This window comes from Duganella sp. CT11-25 (assembly GCF_047302815.1).
GTDB lineage: Bacteria > Pseudomonadota > Gammaproteobacteria > Burkholderiales > Burkholderiaceae_D > Rugamonas.
This window is the reverse complement of sequence record NZ_JBKBFD010000001.1, coordinates 3,548,883-3,569,939: the sequence shown is the minus strand read 5'-3', so window position 1 is coordinate 3,569,939 and position 21,057 is coordinate 3,548,883. Positions and strand designations below refer to the sequence as shown.

At 67.9% G+C, this 21,057-nt stretch carries 19 protein-coding genes; 7 read left to right on the top strand and 12 right to left on the bottom strand.

Features of this window, described 5'->3' with window-relative positions; translation table 11 throughout:
* Nucleotides 1–67: 67 nt before the first annotated feature.
* The 4 genes from ACEN9F_RS15390 to ACEN9F_RS15375 all read right to left on the bottom strand — a co-directional run bounded on the left by ACEN9F_RS15390 (nt 68) and on the right by ACEN9F_RS15375 (nt 6,205).
* On the bottom strand, nt 68–2,692 hold the full coding sequence (locus ACEN9F_RS15390; protein ID WP_413420956.1) for a BACON domain-containing protein: 2,625 nt from the start codon (nt 2,690–2,692) through the stop codon (nt 68–70).
* A 117-nt stretch (nt 2,693–2,809) separates the two neighbouring features.
* Nucleotides 2,810–3,988 carry a tetratricopeptide repeat protein gene (locus ACEN9F_RS15385; protein ID WP_413420954.1) on the bottom strand — a complete coding sequence of 393 codons (1,179 nt, stop codon included), beginning with the start codon at nt 3,986–3,988 and terminating at the stop codon, nt 2,810–2,812.
* 119 nt (nt 3,989–4,107) lie between these two features.
* Nucleotides 4,108–5,328: a hypothetical protein gene (locus ACEN9F_RS15380; RefSeq protein WP_413420952.1), complete on the bottom strand. Its 1,221-nt coding sequence runs from the start codon at nt 5,326–5,328 to the stop codon at nt 4,108–4,110.
* Nucleotides 5,329–5,338: 10 nt separating this feature from the next.
* Entirely contained in the window at nt 5,339–6,205 is an 867-nt protein-coding gene (locus ACEN9F_RS15375) for an HDOD domain-containing protein (protein ID WP_413420950.1), read from the bottom strand.
* 263 nt (nt 6,206–6,468) lie between these two features.
* Between ACEN9F_RS15375 and ACEN9F_RS15370 the strand changes: the two genes are divergently transcribed.
* Entirely contained in the window at nt 6,469–7,047 is a 579-nt protein-coding gene (locus ACEN9F_RS15370) for a DNA-3-methyladenine glycosylase (protein WP_413420948.1), read from the top strand.
* On the opposite strand, the gene ACEN9F_RS15365 is transcribed toward ACEN9F_RS15370, so the two are convergent.
* Entirely contained in the window at nt 6,952–8,598 is a 1,647-nt protein-coding gene (locus ACEN9F_RS15365; protein ID WP_413420946.1) for a methyl-accepting chemotaxis protein, read from the bottom strand. The genes ACEN9F_RS15370 and ACEN9F_RS15365 overlap by 96 nt on opposite strands.
* 42 nt (nt 8,599–8,640) lie before the next feature.
* A complete protein-coding gene (locus tag ACEN9F_RS15360) occupies nt 8,641–9,093 on the bottom strand; it encodes a cache domain-containing protein (RefSeq protein WP_413420944.1) in 453 nt (150 codons plus the stop codon).
* A gap of 139 nt (nt 9,094–9,232) precedes the next feature.
* On the opposite strand from ACEN9F_RS15360, the gene ACEN9F_RS15355 reads away from it, so the two are divergent.
* From ACEN9F_RS15355 to ACEN9F_RS15340, 4 genes are read left to right on the top strand one after another with little or no spacing between them, the layout of a single operon-like run.
* Nucleotides 9,233–10,681: a KamA family radical SAM protein gene (locus ACEN9F_RS15355; RefSeq protein WP_413420942.1), complete on the top strand. Its 1,449-nt coding sequence runs from the start codon at nt 9,233–9,235 to the stop codon at nt 10,679–10,681.
* Nucleotides 10,682–10,690: 9 nt separating this feature from the next.
* Nucleotides 10,691–12,070 (top strand): MFS transporter, encoded by a 1,380-nt coding sequence (locus tag ACEN9F_RS15350; protein ID WP_413420940.1) that lies wholly within the window; start codon nt 10,691–10,693, stop codon nt 12,068–12,070.
* On the top strand, nt 12,067–12,951 hold the full coding sequence (locus ACEN9F_RS15345) for a 2OG-Fe(II) oxygenase (protein WP_413420938.1): 885 nt from the start codon (nt 12,067–12,069) through the stop codon (nt 12,949–12,951). The genes ACEN9F_RS15350 and ACEN9F_RS15345 overlap by 4 nt, the downstream gene beginning before the upstream one ends.
* Nucleotides 12,952–12,999: 48 nt before the next feature.
* A complete protein-coding gene (locus ACEN9F_RS15340) occupies nt 13,000–13,854 on the top strand; it encodes a fumarylacetoacetate hydrolase family protein (RefSeq protein WP_413420936.1) in 855 nt (284 codons plus the stop codon).
* 6 nt (nt 13,855–13,860) lie between these two features.
* Here ACEN9F_RS15340 and ACEN9F_RS15335 read toward each other — a convergent pair whose 3' ends face one another.
* The gene (locus ACEN9F_RS15335) at nt 13,861–15,192 is read right to left on the bottom strand and encodes an aspartate aminotransferase family protein (RefSeq protein WP_413420934.1); all 1,332 of its coding nucleotides are present in this window, start codon (nt 15,190–15,192) and stop codon (nt 13,861–13,863) included.
* Between the two features lie 107 nt (nt 15,193–15,299).
* Between ACEN9F_RS15335 and ACEN9F_RS15330 the strand changes: the two genes are divergently transcribed.
* Nucleotides 15,300–15,851 (top strand): carboxymuconolactone decarboxylase family protein, encoded by a 552-nt coding sequence (locus ACEN9F_RS15330; RefSeq protein WP_413420932.1) that lies wholly within the window; start codon nt 15,300–15,302, stop codon nt 15,849–15,851.
* An 84-nt stretch (nt 15,852–15,935) separates the two neighbouring features.
* Here the strand turns inward: ACEN9F_RS15330 and ACEN9F_RS15325 are convergent, their stop codons facing one another.
* The 3 genes from ACEN9F_RS15325 to yjgA are packed head-to-tail and all read right to left on the bottom strand — an operon-like array spanning nt 15,936 to nt 17,801.
* Complete coding sequence (locus ACEN9F_RS15325) at nt 15,936–16,601, bottom strand: alpha/beta hydrolase (protein ID WP_413420930.1); 666 nt, start codon at nt 16,599–16,601, stop codon at nt 15,936–15,938.
* A gap of 8 nt (nt 16,602–16,609) precedes the next feature.
* Nucleotides 16,610–17,215, bottom strand: coding sequence for a molybdopterin adenylyltransferase (gene mog, locus ACEN9F_RS15320; protein ID WP_413420928.1), 606 nt, complete (start codon nt 17,213–17,215; stop codon nt 16,610–16,612).
* On the bottom strand, nt 17,205–17,801 hold the full coding sequence (gene yjgA / locus ACEN9F_RS15315) for a ribosome biogenesis factor YjgA (protein ID WP_413420926.1): 597 nt from the start codon (nt 17,799–17,801) through the stop codon (nt 17,205–17,207). Before yjgA ends, mog begins: the two co-directional genes overlap by 11 nt.
* A gap of 94 nt (nt 17,802–17,895) precedes the next feature.
* On the opposite strand from yjgA, the gene pmbA reads away from it, so the two are divergent.
* A complete protein-coding gene (pmbA, locus tag ACEN9F_RS15310; RefSeq protein ID WP_413420924.1) occupies nt 17,896–19,248 on the top strand; it encodes a metalloprotease PmbA in 1,353 nt (450 codons plus the stop codon).
* Between the two features lie 23 nt (nt 19,249–19,271).
* Here pmbA and ACEN9F_RS15305 read toward each other — a convergent pair whose 3' ends face one another.
* Nucleotides 19,272–19,712 (bottom strand): hypothetical protein, encoded by a 441-nt coding sequence (locus tag ACEN9F_RS15305; protein ID WP_413420922.1) that lies wholly within the window; start codon nt 19,710–19,712, stop codon nt 19,272–19,274.
* 167 nt (nt 19,713–19,879) lie between these two features.
* Nucleotides 19,880–20,983 (bottom strand): hypothetical protein, encoded by a 1,104-nt coding sequence (locus ACEN9F_RS15300; protein ID WP_413420920.1) that lies wholly within the window; start codon nt 20,981–20,983, stop codon nt 19,880–19,882.
* Nucleotides 20,984–21,057 lie beyond the last annotated feature (74 nt).

Here is a 21,057-nt window from a genome sequence, read left to right as displayed (position 1 = left end):
CCCGGCACCGGGCGCGATCTTGACGCGCCCGGTGCCGGGGAGGGATTTTTTGTTGCGCCGCCGGCGCTTACGGGCCGACCGGGAAGATGGTGACGGCGCCGTCGTCGGTGATGCCGACCACGATCCAGCCGTCGCCGGACAGCGCCATCTGGCGCGGCAGCAGCTGCTTGCCGACGCTGCCCAGCTTGAATTGCTTGAGCAGGGTGGCGCCGGTGCTGTCGTACATCCAGATATCGCTGCTGTCCGACTTGACGGCGCCGCCGCAGAAGATGCGGCCGTCGACGCCCACTTCGATGTTGTTGGGCGTGGCGTCGCCGATCGGCAGATAGCCCTGCACGCCGAGGTCGTCCGCGAGCATCACGCTGCACGACTTGGGCGTGCTGCTGGCGCTGTAGATCAGCAACTTGTCGCTGCTGTTGAGGCGGACGAGCAGGTCCTGGCCCAGCGTGCCGGGGCTGGTATGGCTGGCTTTCGGCACCTTGGCCGAGTACAGCGTGCCGTTGTTGAGCGCGGCGTAGTCGAGCGCGATGCTGGTGTGCTGCACGCTGCTGGCGCCGCCCTCATCCTGCTGCACCACCAGCTTGCCGTCGCCGCTGGCGGCCAGCGTGCCGCCGGTGCTCAGCGGCAGCTTGGGCAGGGCCGCGAAGGTGGCGGTCAGGAAGGCCTGGCCGTCGCTCAGCAGCAGCACTTCGACGCCGTTCGGCCGCGCCACCTTGAGGCGGGTGGCCTTGGTGCCGGCCGTGGCCAGCGGCAGCTGCCGGCTGATGGCGCGGGTGGCCAGGTTGACCTCGGTGATGCGGCTGTTGTCGATGTCGACCACGTACAGGTAGTCGCCGTTGAGGCCGGCGGCCATGTCGCCCAGGTGGGCCGAGAAGCCGGCCATGCTGGCTTCCTTCAGGCCGGTGTACAGGTTGTAGACGTCGATGACGGCGCCGCCGTTGTGCACGTAGGCGTAAGGACGGGCCGGATCGGTGATGACGTTGGTGTAGGACAGCGGCACGACGGTCTTGCCGGACGGCGTGGCCGCGCCTTTCCACAACGCGACGCGGATCGGTTCGGGCGCGCTGGCGTCCGGATCGGAAGCCTGCAGCGTGATGGTGGCCGTGCTCAGCGTGTCGTTCAGCATCGGCGTCGGGTCGGCGGTCAGGATCAGCTTGTCGCCGTTGACGCCGACCACCAGCCACGGTTGGTTGCTGGTGGCGGTCATGCCGCCAAAGCTGTCGTAGTTGTCGGTCACCTTGATGGTGCGGGTCAGGCGGGTCCAGCCCGGTGTGCTGGCGAAGGCCACCGCGGTTTCCGCCGGCAGCAGCTTGTGGGTGTCCTTGTTGAGCGTCAGCAGCACCGGCGCGGCCACCAGGTCGCCGTTCACCAGGGCGAACAGCGACATCAGGCTGGAGGTCACGCCGACGTTGGCGTTGGCCGGCTTGGCCGCGAGCACGGTGCTGGACAAGACCTGGTTGACGGTGCCGCTGGCCACGCTGGCGGTGGCCCATGCCGGCAGGCTCACCATGCTCCACGGCCAGCTGTTGGTGCCGGTGTTCAGGCTGAGGTTCAGCGTTTGCGAGCCGCCGAAGCTGCGGCCATAGGCGCCGCCCAGCGTGATGCTGTTGGACGAGGCCAGCAGCGTGGCCTGGCTCAGGTTGAGCGTGACCGGCAGCGTGCGCGTGGCCAGGCCTTGCGGCACCACGGTGATGTTGCCGGTATAAGTGCCGCTGGCCAGCTTGCCGACGGTCGGGTCGACGGTCAGCACGGTGGTGGCGGGCGTGGCGCCGGCGGTCGGCGAGACGCCCAGCCAGCCGGCGCTGCTGCTGGCGGTCCAGTTGGCGCTGATTTTATTGTCGGTGTCGAGGCTGACGATCTGCGAGGCGATCGGCGCGCCGTTGATGGCGTTGAAGGTGATGCTGTTGCTGCCCAGGACCAGGCCGCTCGGCAGCACGGTCAGCGCGACCGGCAGCGCCGCGCTCTGGTTGTCGCTGGCGGTGACGGTCAGCGTGGTGCTGTACTGGCCGGCGGCCAGCCCGGTGGCGTCGTAGCTGACGTTGAGCGTGCCGTTGCCGCTGCCGCTGGCGCTGTCCAGCTTGAGCCAGGCGGCGCCGCCGGTGCTGGCGGTCCAGCTGCGGCCGGCGGCGCTGATGGTGACGGCGACACTGGCCGGCGCGGCCCCGCCCAGCTGGGCGGTGGCGGTCAGCGGCAGGGCGCTGACGGCGCTGAAGGTGGCCTGGCCGGCGGGCACCACGGTGAAGTCGTAGGGCAGCGACATCGGCGAGCCGGGGAACTGGCTGGCGCAGCCGCTGTCGCGGCACAGCTTGACGCTGAAGTTGCCCTTGTAGTTGCCGGCCGCCAGCGCCGGCGCCGTCTGCAGCACGGCGTGGTACTGGGTGTCGCTGTCGCGTATCACCTGGGCGCTGGCCTGGATCACGCCGGTGGTGTCGGTGAGGGTGGCGAACACGGTGCCGGCGTTGGCGAAATCGGCCGGGCGCACGACGGTGGCCACCACGTTCAGCGTCTGCGAGGTGCCGGCGCCGATGCTGGCGGTGACGGTGGCCGGGCTGAAGGTGAGCGCCGGACTGGCGGCCGGCGTGCCGGTATCGCCGCCGCCGCTACCGCCGCCGCCTCCGCCGCCACAGGCGGTGAGCAGGGCGGCGACGAATAGGAAGGGGACGGCGGCGCGGGCGGGCCTGAGTCTCAGCATGACGGAATCCTTGTGATAAATGCTGCTTGATTTACATATTTTGCAATTGTTGCGTGTCCGCAACTATGTGTCAAGCAATGTCTACCGCAGGATACCATTCCTCGCGCCGGTTTTCGCCTATTTGCCCGGCGGATGGGCCTCGTAGGCGCGGATGCGGTCCAGCTTGGCCGCATACAGGTCGTGGTCGCCGCGCGTGGTGCTGTTTTCCAGCGCCCGCGCCATGTGGGTGTCGGCGGCGCGCAGGTTGCCCAGCTGGTAGTTGGCGAGCGCCAGCCAGAAGTGGAATTCATGGTAGTCCGGCACGCGCTCGAGTTCGCGCTCGAACATCTTGCGGGCGCGCTCATAGTCGCCCAGCTTCATCGCTTCCTGGCCCAGGTTGAAGAAGTGGAAGGGCGGATGCGGTTCCAGCTGCACCAGCCGGGCGCGCACCACGGCCGCCTCATCCAGCTTGTTCGCGCTCTCCAGCGTTTGCGCCAGGTTGGACAGGAAGATGGTGTTGTCGGGCGCTTGCGACTGCGCGTAGCGCAGCGTCTGCTCGGCCGCCTCGAAGTGGCCGGCGTACTGGTAGATCACGCCCAGCGTGTTGTAGGCGTTGAGGAAGCGCGGATCGACTTCGGCCGCCTTGCGCACCGACCAGTAGGCGTCGTCGACCTTGCCGGCGGCCAGCTGTTCGGCGGCGCGGTTGTTCAGGTACATGGCGATGACGGTGTGTTCCTCCAGCGGCCGGGCGTTTTCGCGCGACTTTTGCGGGATCGGGATGAAGTCCACCGTCAGCGCGTTCGACAGGTCGACGTTGTAGCCGCCGGAGTAGGGATTGTGCTCGGTGCGCTGCTTGCCCAGCGACAGGTTGACGTGGTTGCTGGCGAAGTAGAGGTTGCCCGAGCGGCTCCAGCTTTCATCGACCTGGACTTGCTGGAATTGCACCACCAGGTTCAGCTCGCGCGCCAGCGCCGCCGTCATGATGGCCAGCGACAGGCAGTTGCCGGCGCGGGCGTCGAAGGTCTGGCTGGCGTTGCGGGTCATGGCCGAATCGTATTCGAGCTGCAGCTTGTCCTTGCGGTACAGCGCGTCGAACAGCTGGCGCCGCACGTCCTTGCCGTGCGCCAGGCTGATCTCCTGCTGCAGATAGGCGCGCATGCGCGGGCTGAGGGCGAACACGCTGCTGGTGTCGATCGGCGCGGAAGGCGGTTGGAACAGCTGGTCGTGGAAGACCTGCGGCGGCGGCGTGCGCACCGGCGAGAGGCTGGCGCAAGCGCTCAGCAGTGCGGCGCACAGGATGATGGCCCATGATTTCATGCTGGTCTCCCTTTGCTGCGGAGCACAAGACCCTGCGCCGCACCAGGTAGCGGAATCTGTGTTCCGCGATGAGGAAAGTATCCTCGGCTAAGGGGCGACTGTCAAACAGGAAATCGCTTTCAGGCCAGCGGCTTGCTTTCCACCGGCTGGCCCTGGGCGTCGAAGCGCAGCGCCACGGCGACGCGGGTGACGCCGATGCTGGCCAGGGCGTCGCGCAGGTCGTCCACTTCCAGCGCCAGGTCGGCGCCCAGGTCGAGCGGCTTGTCGCAGGCGGCCAGCACGGCGCCGTCCGCCGCCAGCCGCACCCGCAGCACCATCTCGTCGTCGACGTCGGACGGGGCGATGACCGCGTCGGCCAGCGCCGGGTCGCGGCCGGCCAGCGCCTGGTTCAGCGTCGACAGCATCTGCAGCGTCGCGTACTCGGACTGGCCTTGCTCCCGGGCGCCGAAGAACAGGTCCTGGTACAGGAAGTTCAGGGTCAGTTCCGGCATCGCGCCACGGCCCCGGCCGAGGCAGCGCCGCACCAGCGGCGCGTACTGTTCGGTCCATTTCTGGTAGCGCTCGGCGCGCTTGGCGAAATAGGCGTCGGCCGCCTTTTCGCTGGCCGGCACCTTATAGAAGGCGTCGTCGGCGCGCTTGAGCGAAAAGCCCAGCAGGAAGCGCAGCTCGACCGCGCTGTCGTCGGCGCCGAAGGCGGTGGCCGACCAGCCGGCCGCCATGCTGCGCTCCAGCGCCGGCGCGGCGGCGATCTTTTTCTCGGTCAGCGATTGCGCCGCCTCGCGCACCATGGCGTGCAGCTGGCCGTAGGTGACGCGTTCGATTTCCTCCAGGTCGTAGGCGTGGCTGACCAGCACCACCTTGGCCTGCGGGCTTTCCAGCCCGGCGTCGGTGAAGCTGTCGAGCAGCGCCTCGTAGGCGGCGCCGTCCTGGAAGTCGGCCGCCGCGTCGAGGCCGCCCTGGCTGTGCACGAACACCGGGATCGCGAAGGCGTCGATCTCCAGTTCCGGCGCGCCTTCGCGGCGCAGCAGCACGGTGGCCGCGCCTTCCTCGACGGCGTTGCGCAGGTAGCGGTAGCCGTCCACCGATTCGTCGCGCGCCAGTTCGATGGCGCCGTACAGCACCTCATCCTTGCCCTGGTTGAGCAGCTTGCGCAGCAGGCGCTGGAACTCCAGCGCCTTCTGCGCCAGGTCGGCGCGGGTGGCGTCGGCCACGATGTCGTTGTTGAATTCGCCATCCGACAGGTCCAGCGCCAGGGCGCACAGCTCGGTGGTGTTTTGTTCGTCCTTCAGTTCCGGGGAATTGGCGGATTTGCGCGGGACGGGGCGCTTATTTTTAGGCATGTTGTGATGGTTATCGTTCGGTGTGGAAGGCTTCGTGCAGTTCGTCGAGCAGGTCGGCGGTTTCATCCTCGCTCAGGCCGAGGTGGCGGCAGGCCAGGTCGCCGCCTTTTTCCCATTCATACGACATGCTGTGGCCATGGAAGCGCTGGATGGCTTTTTCGGCCAGCAGCGACAGGGCCACCAGCGAGCGCACGGCGTCGTCGGTGGCCGGGTCGTCCAGCACGCGGTAGTCGTGGTGCAGCAGGATGGCCCAGGAGACATCCGGCGACAAGCCCCAGTTGCGCGCCAGCAGGCAGCCGATGGCGGCGTGGTTGGTGCTGTAGCGTTTGTCCTCGATGACGGTGAACGGCTGCTCGGGATCGTTGCAGGCGTCGTCGTAGGTGCCGGCGTAGTCGCTGAAGCGGTTCATCAGCAGCGGCACGCCGATGTCGCAGAACAGGCCGAAGGTGTGGGCGATGTCGGGCGGGGCGATGCGCAGCTTGCGCGAGGTGAACACCAGCGCCTGCGCGCGGCGCGCCGAGATTTCCCAGAAGGCGTTGAGGTCGGCCTCCTTGCCCTCGATGGCCTGGCGCGCCAGCAGTCCGGTCAGCAGCGCGGCGCACTGGTTGACGCCGAGGAAGTTGATGCCCTGCTCGACCGACTTGGCCTTGCGCGCGGCGCCGAAGAACGGCGAATTGGCCAGCTTGAGCAGGGCGCCGGACATGCCGACGTCGTTGCCGATGATGCGGGCGATCTTGCGCGGCGACGGATCGGGCTGGGCCAGTTCGCGCTGCAGGTCGACGAGCAGGCTGGGCCGAGGCGGAATCCGGATGGAACGCATCAGCGCATCTTCCACCGCGTTTTCTGTTGGCAAGGCTGGGGCAGCAACTGTCGTCATTATGGTCTTCAGGGGTAAAGGCGGCCCGCGGCTGGGCGCCGTACTTTGCAATAGCAACACTATAAACCAGCACCGGTACTCGCGCATGAGCTCATGCTGAGCATGCTGACCCTGATTATCGCCGCAAGCGGGCGCGGATTGCGCGAATTTGTGCCGATTTTCTGGGGGATGGGCCGTATTTTGTCGCGAATTGCCGTGGTTTGATATACATTTGTCACCACTTTCGTGATCGCCCTGACCAGATTGGTGTTTACAATAGCTCCATGATTACCGACCTGGCTGGCATCGATTTCAGCGCGCCCTCGTGCGAGGTGGCGCGCCAACTGATAGGCGTGACCGTGCTGGTCGACGGCGTCGGCGGCCGCATCGTCGAGACCGAGGCCTACGACCGCACCGAGCCGGCCGCCCACACCTTCAACGGGCCGACGCCGCGCAATTTCTCGATGTTCGGGCCGCCGGCGCGCACCTATGTGTACCGCTCGCACGGGCTGCACTGGTGCCTGAATTTTGTCTGCCGCGAGGCAGGCCACGGCGCCGGGGTGCTGATACGGGCGCTGGAACCGCTGGCCGGCGTCGACTTGATGCGCGAGCGGCGCGGGCTGGGGGCGGGCAGCGAGCGCCTGCTGTGCGCCGGGCCGGGGCGGCTGTGCCAGGCGCTGGGCGTGACGCGCGCGCATAACAACCTGGCGCTGGCCGAGTCGCCGTTCCAGCTGGTGGCGCGCGACCAGGCCGAGGCGGTCGAGGTGCTAGCCGGTCCGCGCATCGGCATTTCGAAAGCGGTGGAGCTGCCGTGGCGTTTCGGCCTGGCCGGCTCGCGCTTTTTGAGCAAGCCCATGCGTTGAGGGCGGCGCCTCCAGCTTAAACACCGACACCGCCCGCGACAGCTGCTCCGCCTGCTCCTGCAGGCTGGCCGCCGCCGCCGCGGCCTGCTCGACCAGCGCGGCGTTCTGCTGCGTCACATCGTCCATCTGCCCGACCGCCTGGTTGACTTCGGCGATGCCCTGCGCCTGCTCGGCGCTGGCGTCACTGATGCGGGCGATGATGTCGTTGACCTGCCGCACCGCGGCGACGATGTCGCCCATGCGCTCGCCGGCCTGCTGCACCGAGGCGCTGCCGCTGTCGATGGTGGCGACCGAGGCGGCGATCAGCGCCTTGATTTCCCTGGCGGCGGCGGCGCTGCGCTGGGCCAGCGTGCGCACCTCGGCCGCCACGACGGCGAAGCCGCGTCCCTGTTCGCCGGCGCGCGCCGCCTCGACGGCGGCGTTCAGCGCCAGGATGTTGGTCTGGAACGAGATGCCGTCGATGACGCCGATGATGTCGACGATCTGGCGCGAGCTGGCGCGGATCGACGCCATGGTCCGCACCGCCTGCTGCACCGCCGCGCCGCCGTGCTGCGCCAGTTCGCTGGCGCCGGCCGCCAGCTGGCAGGCCTGGCGGGCGTTGGCGGCGTTGGCCTGCACCGCCTGCGTCAGGCTGTCCATGGCGCTGGCGGTCTGCTCCAGCGAACCGGCCTGCATCTCGGTGCGGGTCGACAGGTCGAGATTGCCGCTGGCGATTTCGTGGGCGGCGGTGTCGATCGAGCGCACCGACGCCAGGATGGCGGTCAGCGTGCGGGTCAGGTTGTGCATGGTCTGGTCCAGCATGCGCGCGGTGTCGGCGATTTCGTCGCGGCCGTGGTCGCCGTTGCCGGCCGCCAGCCGGCCGGCGGCCAGCGCCACCACCACGTCGGCGATGGCGCGGATGTCGCGCAGCATGGCGCCGCGCACCGCCATCGTCACGCCCAGCGACAGCGCGATCGACAGCAGCACCATGACAGCGATGGTGGCGGTCAGCGCGCGGAAGTCGGCCTTGGCCTGCGCGTGCGCCCGTTCGCTGAGCTGCTTTTCCAGCGCGGACAATCGCGCCAGCTGGTCGTTCAGCAGCAGGAATTGTTTTTCCGCGCGCGCCATCGAATTGGTGGCGATGCTCTGGTCCATCTGCGCCATCTCCATCGTCTCCAGCACCGCCTTGCGGTAGGCCGCCAGCGATTGCAGCGACAGCGCGACGATCTTGCGTTCGCCGTCGTCGGCCAGGGCGTCGAGCTGGCGCAGCTGCTGCTCGATGCCGGCGTGGCTGGACTTGATCCGCAAGCCCAGCGCGTCGAGCCGGTTCTGCGCGAAGCTGCCGTTGACCCAGGCCAGCAGCTGGTAGATGTGGGCGTGGGCGTAGCGCGCCTCGCCGCCGACGTCGGCCGCGATCTTGAGGCGGGCGGCGCGCACCTGCACCAGGTTTTCCAGCGAGGCGTTCTGGCGCACCATGCCGACATACGCGGCGGCGGCGGTGACGATCAGCAGCAGCAGCACCAGGCCGGGCGCGAGCAGCAGTTTGGGACCGATACGCAGTTTCTTCAGCATGGTGCTCTCCCGGCGTGGTGGCGGCGCGGCTTTTTTCAGTTCCTATTTCTTGTAGATGCCCGCTTCCAGCACCACGTCGCCGACGCGCAGGATGTAGGTGGTCTTGGGTTCGATCTTGCCGGTGGCCGGGTTCTTGTACTGGTAGTCGACCCAGCCGCGGCCCTTGGCGGCGGCCAGCTCGATGATCTCGCGCCGGTATTTCTTGCCGTTGGCGTCGGGGATGTCGGTCAGGTCCTTGCCGACGATGGAGGGATTGATCGGATGCGCCAGCACGATGCCGGTCTTGATGTCGCGCATGTCGACGTACAGCGAGCCCTGGACGTAGTCGGGGTCCCTGGCGCTGATCTTTTTCATCATCTCCTCCTTGCCGTGCGCCTTGACGAAGGCGGCGCCTTTTTCGGCCATGGCGATGGCGTCTTTTTCGGTGGGCTCGGCGGCGAAGCCGGGCAGGCAGAGGAAGGCGGCGGCGGCGGCCAGCGTGGCGTGCGGTTTCATGGCGGTTCCTTGTCGGTTGAGTGTTGACCGGATGAACTGTACGCCGCTGGCGCCGGCGAGAGTTGCGTTGTCGCAAGTTATAGCCGCGTGGAAAGCCTAGCATGGAGTTCCCGCACCCTCACTCCGATAGGAACCCGCGATGACCACCACACCGATTTCGTCCTGGAACACCGCCGGCGCGCAGGCGCCCAAGTTCAAGCCGTTCATCCGGCAAACCATCGCCCATTCCCGCCAGTGGGAATGGATCCCGCGCGACCTGCAGGAGGCGGTGCAGGTGGTGTCGCATGTGCTGCCGTTCCGCGTCAACGAGTACGTGCTCGATCACCTGATCGACTGGAACAACATCCCCGACGATCCGATCTACCGGCTGACCTTCCCGCACCGCGACATGCTGGCGCCGGACGACTACGCGCAGCTGCGCGAGCTGGTGCTGGGCCACGCCAATCCGGGCGCGCTGGCGGACCTGGTGCGCAAGATCCGCATGCGCATGAATCCCCATCCGGCCGGGCAGATGACGCACAACGTGCCGCGCGTGAACGACGCGCCCCTGAAGGGCTTGCAGCACAAGTACAAGGAGACGGTGTTGTTCTTCCCCAGCGCCGGGCAGACCTGCCACGCCTATTGCACCTTCTGCTTCCGCTGGCCGCAGTTCGTCGGCATGGACGATATGAAGTTCGACGCCAGGGAGTCGCACGAGCTGGCGGCCTACCTGAAGACGCACCCGGAGGTGACCGATGTGCTGATCACCGGTGGCGATCCCCTGATCATGAATACGCGCTCGCTGGAGGCGTATATCGAGCCGCTGCTGGCGCCGGAGCTGGCGCATATCCAGAACATCCGCATCGGCACCAAGTCGGTGGCGTACTGGCCGCAGCGCTTCGTGTCGGACCGCGATGCCGACGACCTGCTGCGTCTTTTCGAGCGCGTGGTCGCCGCCGGCAAGAACATGGCGATCATGGGGCACTACAACCATGCGGTGGAACTGCGGCCGGAGATCGCGCAGCGCGCCGTCAAGCGCATCGTCGGCACCGGCGCGACCTTGCGCATGCAGGGACCGCTGATCCGGCATATCAACGAGGATCCCGCCAGCTGGGCGGAGCTGTGGCAGACCGGCGTGCGGCTGGGGGCGATTCCATACTATATGTTCGTCGAGCGCGACACCGGGCCGCGCGAATACTTCCAGCTGCCGCTGGCGCGCGCGCACGAGATTTTCCAGGCGGCCTACCAGATGGTGTCGGGCTTGTCGCGCACGGTGCGCGGGCCGTCGATGAGCGCCTTCCCCGGCAAGGTGGTGATCGACGGCATCGCCACCATCGGCGGCGAGAAGGTGTTCGCCTTGCAGTTCCTGCAGGCGCGCAATGCGGACTGGGTGCGCAAGCCGTTTTATGCGAAGTTCGATCCGGCGGCGACCTGGATGGACGAGCTGAAACCGGCGTTCGGCAAGGAGAAGTTCTTCTTCGAGGAGCAGGGCGGCAGCCGCAGCGAGTTCGGCATCGAGCCGCCCGGTGCGCGCAAGGTGATACCGCTGATGGCGGCGCGGCCGGAGGGCGCGGCGGCCGAGGCCTGCGGTTCGCACAGCGCGGCGTAGGGGGCGGCGATGCGCCCGCGCGAGCGGCAGGACCAGGCGCCGCCAGCGGCCGGGCCGCCTCCGCCCGTCGCGCCAGGCGCGGCGACGGCCGCGCGCGCAGCCGCGATCCCGGTCGTGCCGGCGCCGCGCCTGTCCGGCGGCGCGGTGTTCGTGCTGGTGTTCCTGCCGTTCGCGCTGGGCCACTACCTGTCGGCGCTGATGCGCACGGTGAACGCGACGCTGGCGCCGCAACTGGTGGCGTCGCTGCAGCTGACGCCCGGCCAACTGGGCCTGCTGACCAGCGCCTTTTTCTTCTCGTTCGCACTGGCCCAGCTGCCGGTCGGCATGGCGCTGGACCGCTGGGGGCCGGCCAGGGTGCAGCCGCCGATGCTGCTGCTGGCCGGCGTCGGCGCGCTGGCGTTTGCCGGTGGCCAGGATTTCACCCAGCTGCTGGTGGCGCGCGCCGTCATCGGCCTGGGGCTGGGCGGCTGCTTCATGTCGGCGGTCAAGGCCATCTCCACCTGGATCGCGCCGGCGCGCCTGCCGTCGGTGCAGGGCTACCTGATCGCCGTGGGCGGCCTGGGCGCGGCGTCGGCCACCTTGCCGGTGCGGCTGGCGTTGCACTACACCGACTGGCGCGGCCTGTTCCTGTGGCTGGCGGCGGCGGCGGCGGCGGCCGGCCTGCTGATACGCCTGCTGGCGCCCGCGCAGCCGGCGCCGGTGCGGCGCACGGCGATGCTGGCGGCGATGGCCGAGGTGTACCGCCATCCTGCCTTCCGCGAGGCGGCGGCGCTGGTGCTGGTGCCGCATACCGTGTTCTTCGGCGTGCAGGGCCTGTGGATCGGCCGCTGGCTGACCGACGTCGCGCGCTTCAACGAGGAGGCGGTGGCCTACCTGCTGTACCTGGGGATGGCGGCCATCATCTTCGGCGCCATCGCGGTCGGCATGATCACCGAATGGGCCGGGCGCCACGGCGTGCGGCCGGTCAGCGTGGCGGCGGCCGGGGTGGCGCTGTTCATCGCGGTGCAGCTGGGCTTTGTGCTGAGCTGGGCGCCGAGCTACCAGCTGCTGTCGGTGCTGTTCACGCTGGTCGGCACGGTGACCGGCATCGAGTACGCGATCATCGCCCAGAGCCTGCCCGGCGCCCTGACCGGGCGCGCGGCGACCTGCCTGAACTTGCTGATCTTCCTGGGCGCGTTCGCGGTGCAGGCGGGCTTCGGGATGGTGGTGGGCTGCTGGCGGCCCAATCCCCTGCAGCATTATCCGGCGCTGGCCTACCAGGCGGCGTTCGGCGCGCTGGTGTTGCTGCAGTTGCCGGGATTGATCTGGTTCCTGCGCCGGCGCTGGAGACGGGCCGCGCAATCCGGTAGAATGGATCTCCCATCCGACCCGCCCCTAACGACGCGATGACTCAAACTCACAACGTTTTTGCTTCCCTGCCGCAGACCTGGCAGGACTGGATCATGGAAAACCTGGCGCGCGCCTGCAGCCCGCTGGATATGGCCAACAGCATGGCGCGTTCGGGCCAGCACAGCATGGCCGTGGCGCGCGCCGCCATCGACGAGGCGCTACGCATCCAGGCCGGCGAGGCAGGCGCGCCGGCGCCGCGGGAAGCCAGCGCGTTCCAGGCGCCGCGCGAGATGCCCTTCATCGATGTCAGCCGCAATATCATCTCGGTGCCGGACCGCGAGGTCGAGGTGCTGTTCGTGCTGAAGAAGCCGCAGGTGATCCTGCTGGGGAATGTGCTCAGCGCCGAGGAGTGCGACGCCATCGTCGAACATTGCGGCACCCGCTATACCCGTTCGACCGTGACCGCCGAGGCGGACGGCGCCAGCGTGGTGCACGAGGGCCGCACCAGCGAGATGGCCTTCATCCAGCGCGGCGAGGCCGAGGTGGCCGAGCGCATCGACCGCCGGCTGGCGGCGCTGGCGCACTGGTCGCCCGAGTGCAGCGAGCCGTTCCAGCTGCAGAAGTACGGCAAGACCCAGGAGTACCGGCCGCATTTCGACTGGCTCGACCCGGACAGCGCCGGCCATCGCAGCCACCTGGCGCGCGGCGGCCAGCGGCTGGCGACGTTCATCCTGTACCTGTGCGATGTGGAGCAGGGCGGCGGCACGGTGTTCCCGGCGCTGGGGCTGGAGGTGTTCCCGAAAAAAGGCAACGCGCTGTGGTTCCTCAACACCGACGGCAACCACCAGCCGGACCAGCAAACGCTGCACGGCGGCGCGCCGGTGGTCAGCGGCACCAAGATCATCGCCAACAAATGGCTGCGGCAGGGACGCTACGGTTAAGGGGTTAAGGGTTAAAATGGCGGCGACTATTTTTAACCAAGGAACCCCATGAGACTCGTGCGCTACGGCCGTCCCGGCAAAGAAAAACCAGGCTTGATCGATGACGAAGGCAAGTTGCGCGACCTGTCCGGCGTGATCGCCGACATCGACGCGGCGCAGCTGGCGCCCAAGGCGCTGCGCAAGCTGGAGAAGATCCCGCAAGCCTCGCTGCCGCTGGTGCGCGGCAATCCGCGCTACGGCGTGCCGCTGGCGCGGGTCGGCAAATTCATCGGCATCGGCCTGAATTATTCGGACCACGCGGCCGAAATCGGCATGCCGGCGCCGAAGGAGCCGGTGGTGTTCATGAAGGCCATCACCTGCCTGTCCGGCCCGGACGATCCGGTCATGATCCCGCAGGGCTCGAAGAAGACCGACTGGGAAGTGGAGCTGGGCGTGGTGATCGGCGCGCGCGCGCAGTATGTCAGCGAGGAGGATGCGCTGAAATACGTGGCCGGCTACTGCGTGGTCAACGACCTGTCGGAGCGCTCGTTCCAGCTGGAGCGCGGCACCCAGTGGGACAAGGGCAAGGGCTGCGATACCTTCGGCCCGGTCGGCCCGTGGCTGGTGACGCCGGAAGACATCTACGACGTGCAGAAGCTGGACCTGTACCTGGACCTGAACGGCAAGCGCATGCAGACCGGCAGCACCGGGACCATGATCTTCACGGTGGCGCAGATCATCAGCTACCTGTCGAGGTTCATGACCCTGGAGCCGGGCGACGTGATCGCCACCGGCACACCGCCGGGCGTGGGCCAGGCGCGCAAGCCGCAGCGCTTCCTCAAAAAGGGCGACACGCTGCGCCTGGGAATCGCCGGCCTGGGCGAGCAGCAGCAGGACGTGGTCGCCTGGAGCGCGAAGCGGTAGGCGCGCTCACCTCGCCGTGGCCAGCGCGCTCGCCAGCGCCTCGGCCAGGCGGCCGGTGATCTCCGCCAGCTCGGCCTCGGTGGCGATGAACGGCGGCGCCAGCAGGATATGGTCGCCTTGGCGGCCGTCGATGGTGCCGCCCATCGGGTAGATCATCAGGCCGCGCGCCATCGCCTGTTCCTTGACCACGGCGTGCAGCTTCAGCGCCGGGTCGAACGGGGCCTTGCTGCCCCGGTCCAGCACCAGCTCCAATCCCAGCAGCATGCCGCGGCCGCGGATGTCGCCCACGTGCGGGTGCGCGCCGAAGGCTTCGCGCAGCATGCGGCGGAAGGCGGCGCCGCGCACCGTGACCGCGCCCAGCAGGCAATCCCTTTGTATGACGCGTTGCACCGCCAGCGCGGCGGCGGCGGCCACCGGGTGGCCCATGTAGGTGTGGCCGTGCTGGAAGGCGCCGCTGCCGTCGCGCAGGCGCTTGACGATGTACTCGCGCGCCAGCACCGCGCCGATCGGCTGGTAGCCGGCGCCCAGCCCTTTGCCCAGCACCACCAGGTCGGGCAGCACGTTTTCCTGCTCGAACGCGTACAGCGTGCCGGTGCGGCCCATGCCGCACATGACTTCGTCGGCGATCAGGAGGATGTCGTACTTGTCGCACAGCCGGCGCACGCCGCGGAAGTAGCCGGGCGTGGGCGGCACCGCGCCGCCGGTGGCGCCGACCACGGTTTCGGCGACGAAGGCGATCACCCGCTGCGGGCCGGTGGCGAGCATGCATTCCTCCAGTTCGCGCAGCAGCGCGGCGGTGTAGTCCTCGAGGCTTTGATCGGGGCGGCGGTCGCGGTATTCGTAGCAGGGGGAGACGCGCGGCACGTCCATCAGCAGCGGTTCGAACGGGCGGCGGCGCCATTCGTTGCCGCCGACGGCCAGCGCGCCCAGCGTGTTGCCGTGGTAGCTCTGGCGGCGCGCGATGAAGACGCCGCGCTGCGCCTGCTCGCCTTCGACGAAGTACTGGCGCGCCAGTTTCAGCGCGGTCTCCATCGCCTCCGAGCCGCCGGAGACCAGGTAGACGTGATCGAGGTCGCCGGGGGCGTCGCTGGCCAGGCGGGCCGCCAGTTCCTCGGCCGCCTCGCAGGTGAAGAAGGCGGTGTGGGCGTAGGCGTTGCGGTCGATCTGGGCGTGCATGGCGGCCAGCACGTCGGGATGGGCGTGGCCCAGCGAGGAGACGGCGGCGCCGCCGCTGGCGTCCAGGTAGCTGTTGCCGCGGCTGTCGCGCACGACCAGGCCCGAGGCGCTGACCGCCACCGGCGGCGGCCGGCGCAGGTTGCGGTGGATGATGTGGCTCATGGCGTCCTTTCTGGTGAGGGTGACCGACAGCAGAAGATAGCCGCGATCGGCTTGTGTTCTTTTGATTTATGCCGGAACATGGCTGAATAACCGGAAGGATTTACGCTATGAGCGACAGACTTGGCCCCATCCCTTTTGCTGAAATGAGCGCCAGCCAGCAGGTGGCGGCGCAGGCCGTGATCGACGGCCCGCGCGGGGCGCTGTACGGGCCCTTCGTGCCGCTGATCCGCAGCCCGGAGCTGATGGCGGCGGCGCAGCGCATGGGCGAGTACCTGCGCTACCGCAGCGCGATCGGCACGCGCCTGACGGAGCTGGCGATCCTGGTGACGGCGCGGCACTGGAGCCAGCCGGTGGAGTGGGCGATCCACGAGCCGATCGCGCGCGACCACGGCATCGCCGACGGCGTGATCGCGGCGATCGCGGCGCGCCGCCGGCCCGAGGGGCTGTTGGCGGACGAGGCGCTGGTGTACGCATTCTGCGTGCAGCTGCACGCGCGGCAGCGGGTGGACGACGCCACCTACGCGGCGGCGCTGGCCGCCTTCGGCGAGCACGGGGTGGTCGACCTGATGGGCATCAACGGCTACTACACGTTTTTGGCGATGGTGATGAACGCGGCGCAGACGGCGGTGCCGGCCTCGCCGGCCGCGCCGCTGCCATAATCCGGGGTCAGGTCCAAAACGCGGACACGAGCTCTTCCGCTAGCAGTTGAGCCCGTGTCCGCGTTTTGGACCTGACCCCGGAGTTTAGAGGACCCGCTTGAGCCAGGCGCTGATGTGGTCGACTTCTTCCTGGCACAGCGAGTGCTGCATCGGGTAGTCGTGCCATTCGACGCTGTAGCCCCATTGCTGCAGCAGGTCGCGCGAGCGCGTGGCGCGGGCGATCGGGATCACCGGGTCCATGCGGCCATGCACCATGAAGATCGGCGTGGCCTTGCTTTCCGGCGTACACTCCAGCGCGGCCTGGTCGGCGATCGGCACGTAGCCCGACAGGCACATCAGGCCGGCCAGCCGTTCCTGCTGGCGCAGGCCGGTCTGCAGGGTCATCGCGCAGCCCTGCGAGAAGCCGGCCAGGATGATGCGGCCGGCCGGGATGCCGCGCGCCTTTTCACGTTCGATCAGCGCCTCGACCTTGCGCTGCGAGGCGCGCAGGCCGGCTTCGTCCTCCTGCCGGCCAAGGTCGGTGGCGACGATGTCGTACCAGGCGCGCATCACGTAGCCGTTGTTGATGGTCACCGGCATGGTGTCGGCGTTGGGGAAGATGAAGCGGATCGGCGGCAGGCCGGCCAGGTCCAGCTCGTGCAGCATGGGCACGAAGTCGTTGGCGTCGGCGCCCAGGCCGTGCATCCAGATGATGGCCACGCTCGGGTTGGCGCCGGTTTCTTTTTCGATGGTGTGCAGCAGGGTGCTCATGGGCGTCCTCAGGATGGGCGGATGGCGGATTTGGGGCGGAAGGCTGGACAGACCGCCGGGTCGGTTTCCATGTAGGGACCGCCGATCAGGTCGATGCAATAGGGGACGGCGGCGAAGATGCCGCCCACCAGCGCGGCGCCGCCGGCGTCCTTCAGGCCGCCCAGGGTTTCGGCGATGGCCTTCGGCTGGCCCGGCAGGTTCAGGATCAGCGCGGCGTGGTCGGCGCTTTCGCGGATCACGGCGGTCTGGCGCGACAGGATCGCGGTCGGCACGAAGTGCAGGCTGATCTGGCGCATCTGCTCGCCGAAGCCCGGCATTTCCTTGGTGCCGACGGCGCGCGTGGCTTCCGGCGTGACGTCGCGGCGCGACGGGCCGGTGCCGCCGGTGGTCAACACCAGGTGGCAGCGGACGGTGTCGGCCAGTTCGGTCAGCGTGGCTTCGATCCGCGGGCGTTCGTCGGCGATCAGCCGGGTCTCGACGCGGTAGGGCGTGGTCAGCGCCCGCGCCAGCCAGGCTTCCAGCGCGGGGATGCCCTGGTCCTGGTAGACGCCGCCGCTGGCGCGGTCGGAGATCGAGACCAGGCCGATGACCAGGGTGTCGCCGTTACTCGTCATCGGACTCGCTGTCGCCGGCTTCGTCATCGGCGGCGGCCTTGTGCTTCTTGGCCTCGACCTGCTTGATGATCTGGAAGATCTCGCGGTAGGCCTTCGGCGGCTTGTTCTCGGCCTGCTCCTTGCGGGCGTTGCGGATCAGCGTGCGCAGGTGCTGCACGTCCAGTTCCGGGTTTTCCTCCAGCAGCACGGTGAGCGCCTTGTCGTCGGTCAGCAGCTTGTCGCGGCGGCGCTCCATCGCGTGCATGGCGGCGGTCTCGGACTTGGAGGCGCCCTTCCAGCTGTCGATGGCTTTCTGGATCTCGGCCACCTCGGCCTCGTCCAGCGTGCGCATCTTCTTGCCGACGAACTGCATCTGGCGGCGGCGGCCCTCGTGGTTGGTGATCTGCTGGCAGGCCAGGATGGCGTCGAGCACGTCCTCCGGCATCGCCACGCGCTTGACGCGGTCGCGCGGCGCCTCGACCAGCGTTTCGCCCATTTTCTGCAGGGCGTCGGACTGGCGTTTGAGCTCGGATTTGGAGGGGCGCTCGTACTCTTGCTCGAATTCGGTGGAGCTGAAGCCGACCGCGCCGCGATTTGGATTTACCATAATATTAACTTTCGGTGGGGCGTGTGGCTGCCCCTATAAACTGTAAACGACTGCTATGATAACTGTTTTAGCAGTCACCCGAAGAAAACAGCCCATGAGCGATACCCATTTTACCCACACCCAGGACCAGTTGCAGCAGCTTGCGCGCGATGTGCTGGGGTATGCCAAGGCCCAGGGTGGCAGCGATTGCGCCGTCGAATTCAGCGAGGGCAGCGGGCTGTCGGTGTCGGTGCGCAAGAGCCGGATCGAGACCATCGAGCAAAACAAGGACAAGGGCATGGGGGTGACGGTGTTCATCGGCCAGCGCCGCGGCAACGCCAGCACCTCGGACTTTTCGCCGGCGGCGCTGAAGGCGACGGTGGAGGCGGCCTATAACATCGCCCGCTTCACGGCCGACGACGATTGCGCCGGCCTGGCCGACGCCGACCAGCTGGAAATGGCGCCGCGCGATTTGAAACTGTTCTATCCGTGGACCATCTCGACCGCCGAGGCGGTGGCGCTGGCGCAGCGCGCCGAGGCGGCCGGTTTCGCGGTCGACCCGCGCGTGACCAACTCCGAGGGCGCCGGCGTGCACGTGCAGCAGTCGCATTTCGTGGCGGCCAATTCGCGCGGCTTCATCGGCGGCTACCCGTATTCGCGCCATACGCTGTCGGTGGCGATGATCGCCGGCAAGGGCGCCAGGATGCAGCGCGACGACTGGTACACCTCGGTGCGCGACGCCGGCAAGATGGCGTCGCCGGAGGCGGTCGGGCGCTACGCGGCCGAGCGCGCGCTGGCGCGCCTGAACGCGCGCACCATCGACACACGCAACTGCCCGGTGCTGTTCGAGGCGCCGCTGGCGGCCGGGCTGCTGGGCGCCTTCGTGCAGGCGACGTCGGGCGGGGCGCTGTACCGCAAATCGACCTTTTTGCTCGACTCGCTGGGCAAGCAGGTGCTGCCCAAGCATATCCAGATCAAGGAAGACCCGCATGTGATCGGCGCGGTGGGCTCGGCGCCGTTCGACGAAGAAGGCGTGCGCACCGTCAAGCGCGACGTGGTCAAGGATGGCGTGGTGCAGGGCTATTTCCTGTCGACCTATTCGGCGCGCAAGCTGGGCATGCAGACCACCGGCAACGCCGGCGGCTCGCACAACCTGTCGCTGACGTCGTCGCTGACCGGGAAGGGCGACGATTTCGCCGCCATGCTGCGCAAGATGGGCACCGGCCTGCTGGTGACCGAGCTGATGGGCCAGGGCACCAACTATGTGACCGGCGATTATTCGCGCGGGGCGTCGGGCTACTGGGTCGAGCATGGCGTGATCCAGTATCCGGTCGAGGAAATCACCATCGCCGGCAATATGAAGGACATGCTGGCGCAGATCGTCGCCGTCGGCGCGGACGTGCTGGTGCGCGGCACCAAGGAAACCGGCTCGATCCTGATCGAGAACATGGTGGTGGCGGGCGGCTGAGGCTGCTCTTCGGTTGGTCGTCTTCAGTCGGTGCTGCGGCGGCCATGGCGGCGGCGGTCGATGCCGGGACGCTTGAGATTGGCCGCTTCGGCGGCGCGCCAGGCGCCGGCCTGCGTCCAGAGCTCGGTGTAGTTGCGGCGGATCCAGACGTCGCGCCAGGCGTTGCGCACGCTGCCGCATACTTCCGCGACCCATGTGTTCGGCGTGACGATTTTTCCTTCTGCCATTAACAGATCGCCCTCCACCTGAGCGAAATAGCACAGGCCGGCGCGGCGAATGCGCAGACGGGTGCCATTCGGCAAAAACAGGTCTTTCCATTGATAGCCGCGGTCAGTGGGTTGGCCGTAGTTGCGGGCCATCCATTCTTTCAGCGCAATCAGCGCAACTTCTTCCGGTGTGCGCAGGTCTTGGCGTTTGCGCATCTGGAAAAGTAGTTCGGTATATATGTGGGGCGTGGTGTCCATGGCGATTGCCTGAATTTGCCTGAAACTGCCTGCGGAATGCCTGCATTTGTACCAGTTAGATCGCGATCGCCAGAGGGGAGTTCCCTGTTTGCGTCCAAAAAATCAGGCATTCGTCAGGCAAATTCAGGCAAAATCAGGCGTTGGCCGTATACCTTCACCCCATCGGGCTACTCTCGCTTGCAGAGGTTGCTTGTCGGCTGGCCGCAGGCGATCAGGCGGCCGACATCCGGGTTGGTCAGGTAATCGAGGTGGGCGTGGTCGGGCCGCTCCAGCAGGCCGAGGTAGGTGGGCGCATTCGAGACCAGGATGTTAAAGACCGTGATCCCCTCGCGCGCATATTTCTGCGGCGGCAGCGTATACGACAACAAATCATTCGGATCGGTAAACGCCACCAGCGTCAGATGCTGGTCGTCGGCCGCGCGCCCTATCGCCGCAAGCCGCTTTTGCAACAGCAGCTGCAAGCTATCGGGCACGGACGGTGCCAGCCCCATCGCCGCCGCAATCTGCTGGTCCGCCAGCGACAGCAAGGGAATCTGGTTCGCCGCCATCACCAGGAAGCGCATGCGGTCCACCGCCTGCATCGCCACCAGCGCCGCGCGCGAGCCGGGCGTCTCCTCGCTCATGCGCAGCAGCGTATCGAACAAGATCTTGCTGCCCATGCTATGCGAAATCACCACCAGCGGCGCCGCGTCGCCGGCCGCCATCACCTGCAGGATGGCGTCGCGCATGCGGCGCTGGATATCGTCGCGGGCCACGCCCTGGTAGATCAGCGCATCGGGCAGGCAATCATCGATCAGCCCATCCTTGAAGCGCGCGTTGAGCCGCGCCCGCGCGTAAGGGTAGGCCGGCTCGCCGGCGCACAGCGACGATTTACTGCTTTGGTCATAGCACAGCTGGCGCTTGAGGCCACTGGTCAGCGGCGACCAGATCAGCGCATTGAAGCGCAGCCGCCCGGCCGGCGTCTCGACCGTTGAGGGCACGATGTGAATCTGCGCGCCGCCGTCAACGCGGGCAGGGGCCGACGACGTCGCCGCCGTGAGCGCGCGCATCAGCTGCGACACGACCAGCCCGGCCCAGGTGGCGTCATGCGTACAGATGCCGTGCACCAGCAGCACGTCCGCAGTGCCGGCCTGTGCCGCCAGATCGATCAGGCCGGGATAGGCGGTGTTCGCGTCGAGCAGTTGCGGCGGATGATAGGGCGTGCCGCAAGCTGCCAGCAGCAAGGCAAATAACAGAACCGCGCGGCGGCGCGTCAAACACAGGGTATGCATACCGAACCTCCCGAAGCGGCGCGTGGATGCGCCGTATGAGGTCCAGTGTATTTTTCCCTGCGGCGGCGATATTG

Bases quoted from the DNA above. Each gene is read 5' to 3' on its own strand.
- ACEN9F_RS15375 (WP_413420950.1), bottom strand. From the start codon at position 6,205: ATGACGACAGTTGCTGCCCCAGCCTTGCCAACAGAAAACGCGGTGGAA.
- ACEN9F_RS15380 (WP_413420952.1), bottom strand. From the start codon at position 5,328: ATGCCTAAAAATAAGCGCCCCGTCCCGCGCAAATCCGCCAATTCCCCG.
- ACEN9F_RS15340 (WP_413420936.1), top strand. From the start codon at position 13,000: ATGAGACTCGTGCGCTACGGCCGTCCCGGCAAAGAAAAACCAGGCTTG.
- ACEN9F_RS15370 (WP_413420948.1), top strand. From the start codon at position 6,469: ATGATTACCGACCTGGCTGGCATCGATTTCAGCGCGCCCTCGTGCGAG.
- ACEN9F_RS15345 (WP_413420938.1), top strand. From the start codon at position 12,067: ATGACTCAAACTCACAACGTTTTTGCTTCCCTGCCGCAGACCTGGCAG.
- ACEN9F_RS15355 (WP_413420942.1), top strand. From the start codon at position 9,233: ATGACCACCACACCGATTTCGTCCTGGAACACCGCCGGCGCGCAGGCG.
- ACEN9F_RS15390 (WP_413420956.1), bottom strand. From the start codon at position 2,692: ATGCTGAGACTCAGGCCCGCCCGCGCCGCCGTCCCCTTCCTATTCGTC.
- ACEN9F_RS15350 (WP_413420940.1), top strand. From the start codon at position 10,691: ATGCGCCCGCGCGAGCGGCAGGACCAGGCGCCGCCAGCGGCCGGGCCG.
- ACEN9F_RS15385 (WP_413420954.1), bottom strand. From the start codon at position 3,988: ATGAAATCATGGGCCATCATCCTGTGCGCCGCACTGCTGAGCGCTTGC.
- mog (WP_413420928.1), bottom strand. From the start codon at position 17,215: ATGACGAGTAACGGCGACACCCTGGTCATCGGCCTGGTCTCGATCTCC.
- ACEN9F_RS15300 (WP_413420920.1), bottom strand. From the start codon at position 20,983: ATGCATACCCTGTGTTTGACGCGCCGCCGCGCGGTTCTGTTATTTGCC.
- pmbA (WP_413420924.1), top strand. From the start codon at position 17,896: ATGAGCGATACCCATTTTACCCACACCCAGGACCAGTTGCAGCAGCTT.
- ACEN9F_RS15330 (WP_413420932.1), top strand. From the start codon at position 15,300: ATGAGCGACAGACTTGGCCCCATCCCTTTTGCTGAAATGAGCGCCAGC.
- ACEN9F_RS15365 (WP_413420946.1), bottom strand. From the start codon at position 8,598: ATGCTGAAGAAACTGCGTATCGGTCCCAAACTGCTGCTCGCGCCCGGC.
- ACEN9F_RS15325 (WP_413420930.1), bottom strand. From the start codon at position 16,601: ATGAGCACCCTGCTGCACACCATCGAAAAAGAAACCGGCGCCAACCCG.
- ACEN9F_RS15305 (WP_413420922.1), bottom strand. From the start codon at position 19,712: ATGGACACCACGCCCCACATATATACCGAACTACTTTTCCAGATGCGC.
- yjgA (WP_413420926.1), bottom strand. From the start codon at position 17,801: ATGGTAAATCCAAATCGCGGCGCGGTCGGCTTCAGCTCCACCGAATTC.
- ACEN9F_RS15335 (WP_413420934.1), bottom strand. From the start codon at position 15,192: ATGAGCCACATCATCCACCGCAACCTGCGCCGGCCGCCGCCGGTGGCG.
- ACEN9F_RS15360 (WP_413420944.1), bottom strand. From the start codon at position 9,093: ATGAAACCGCACGCCACGCTGGCCGCCGCCGCCGCCTTCCTCTGCCTG.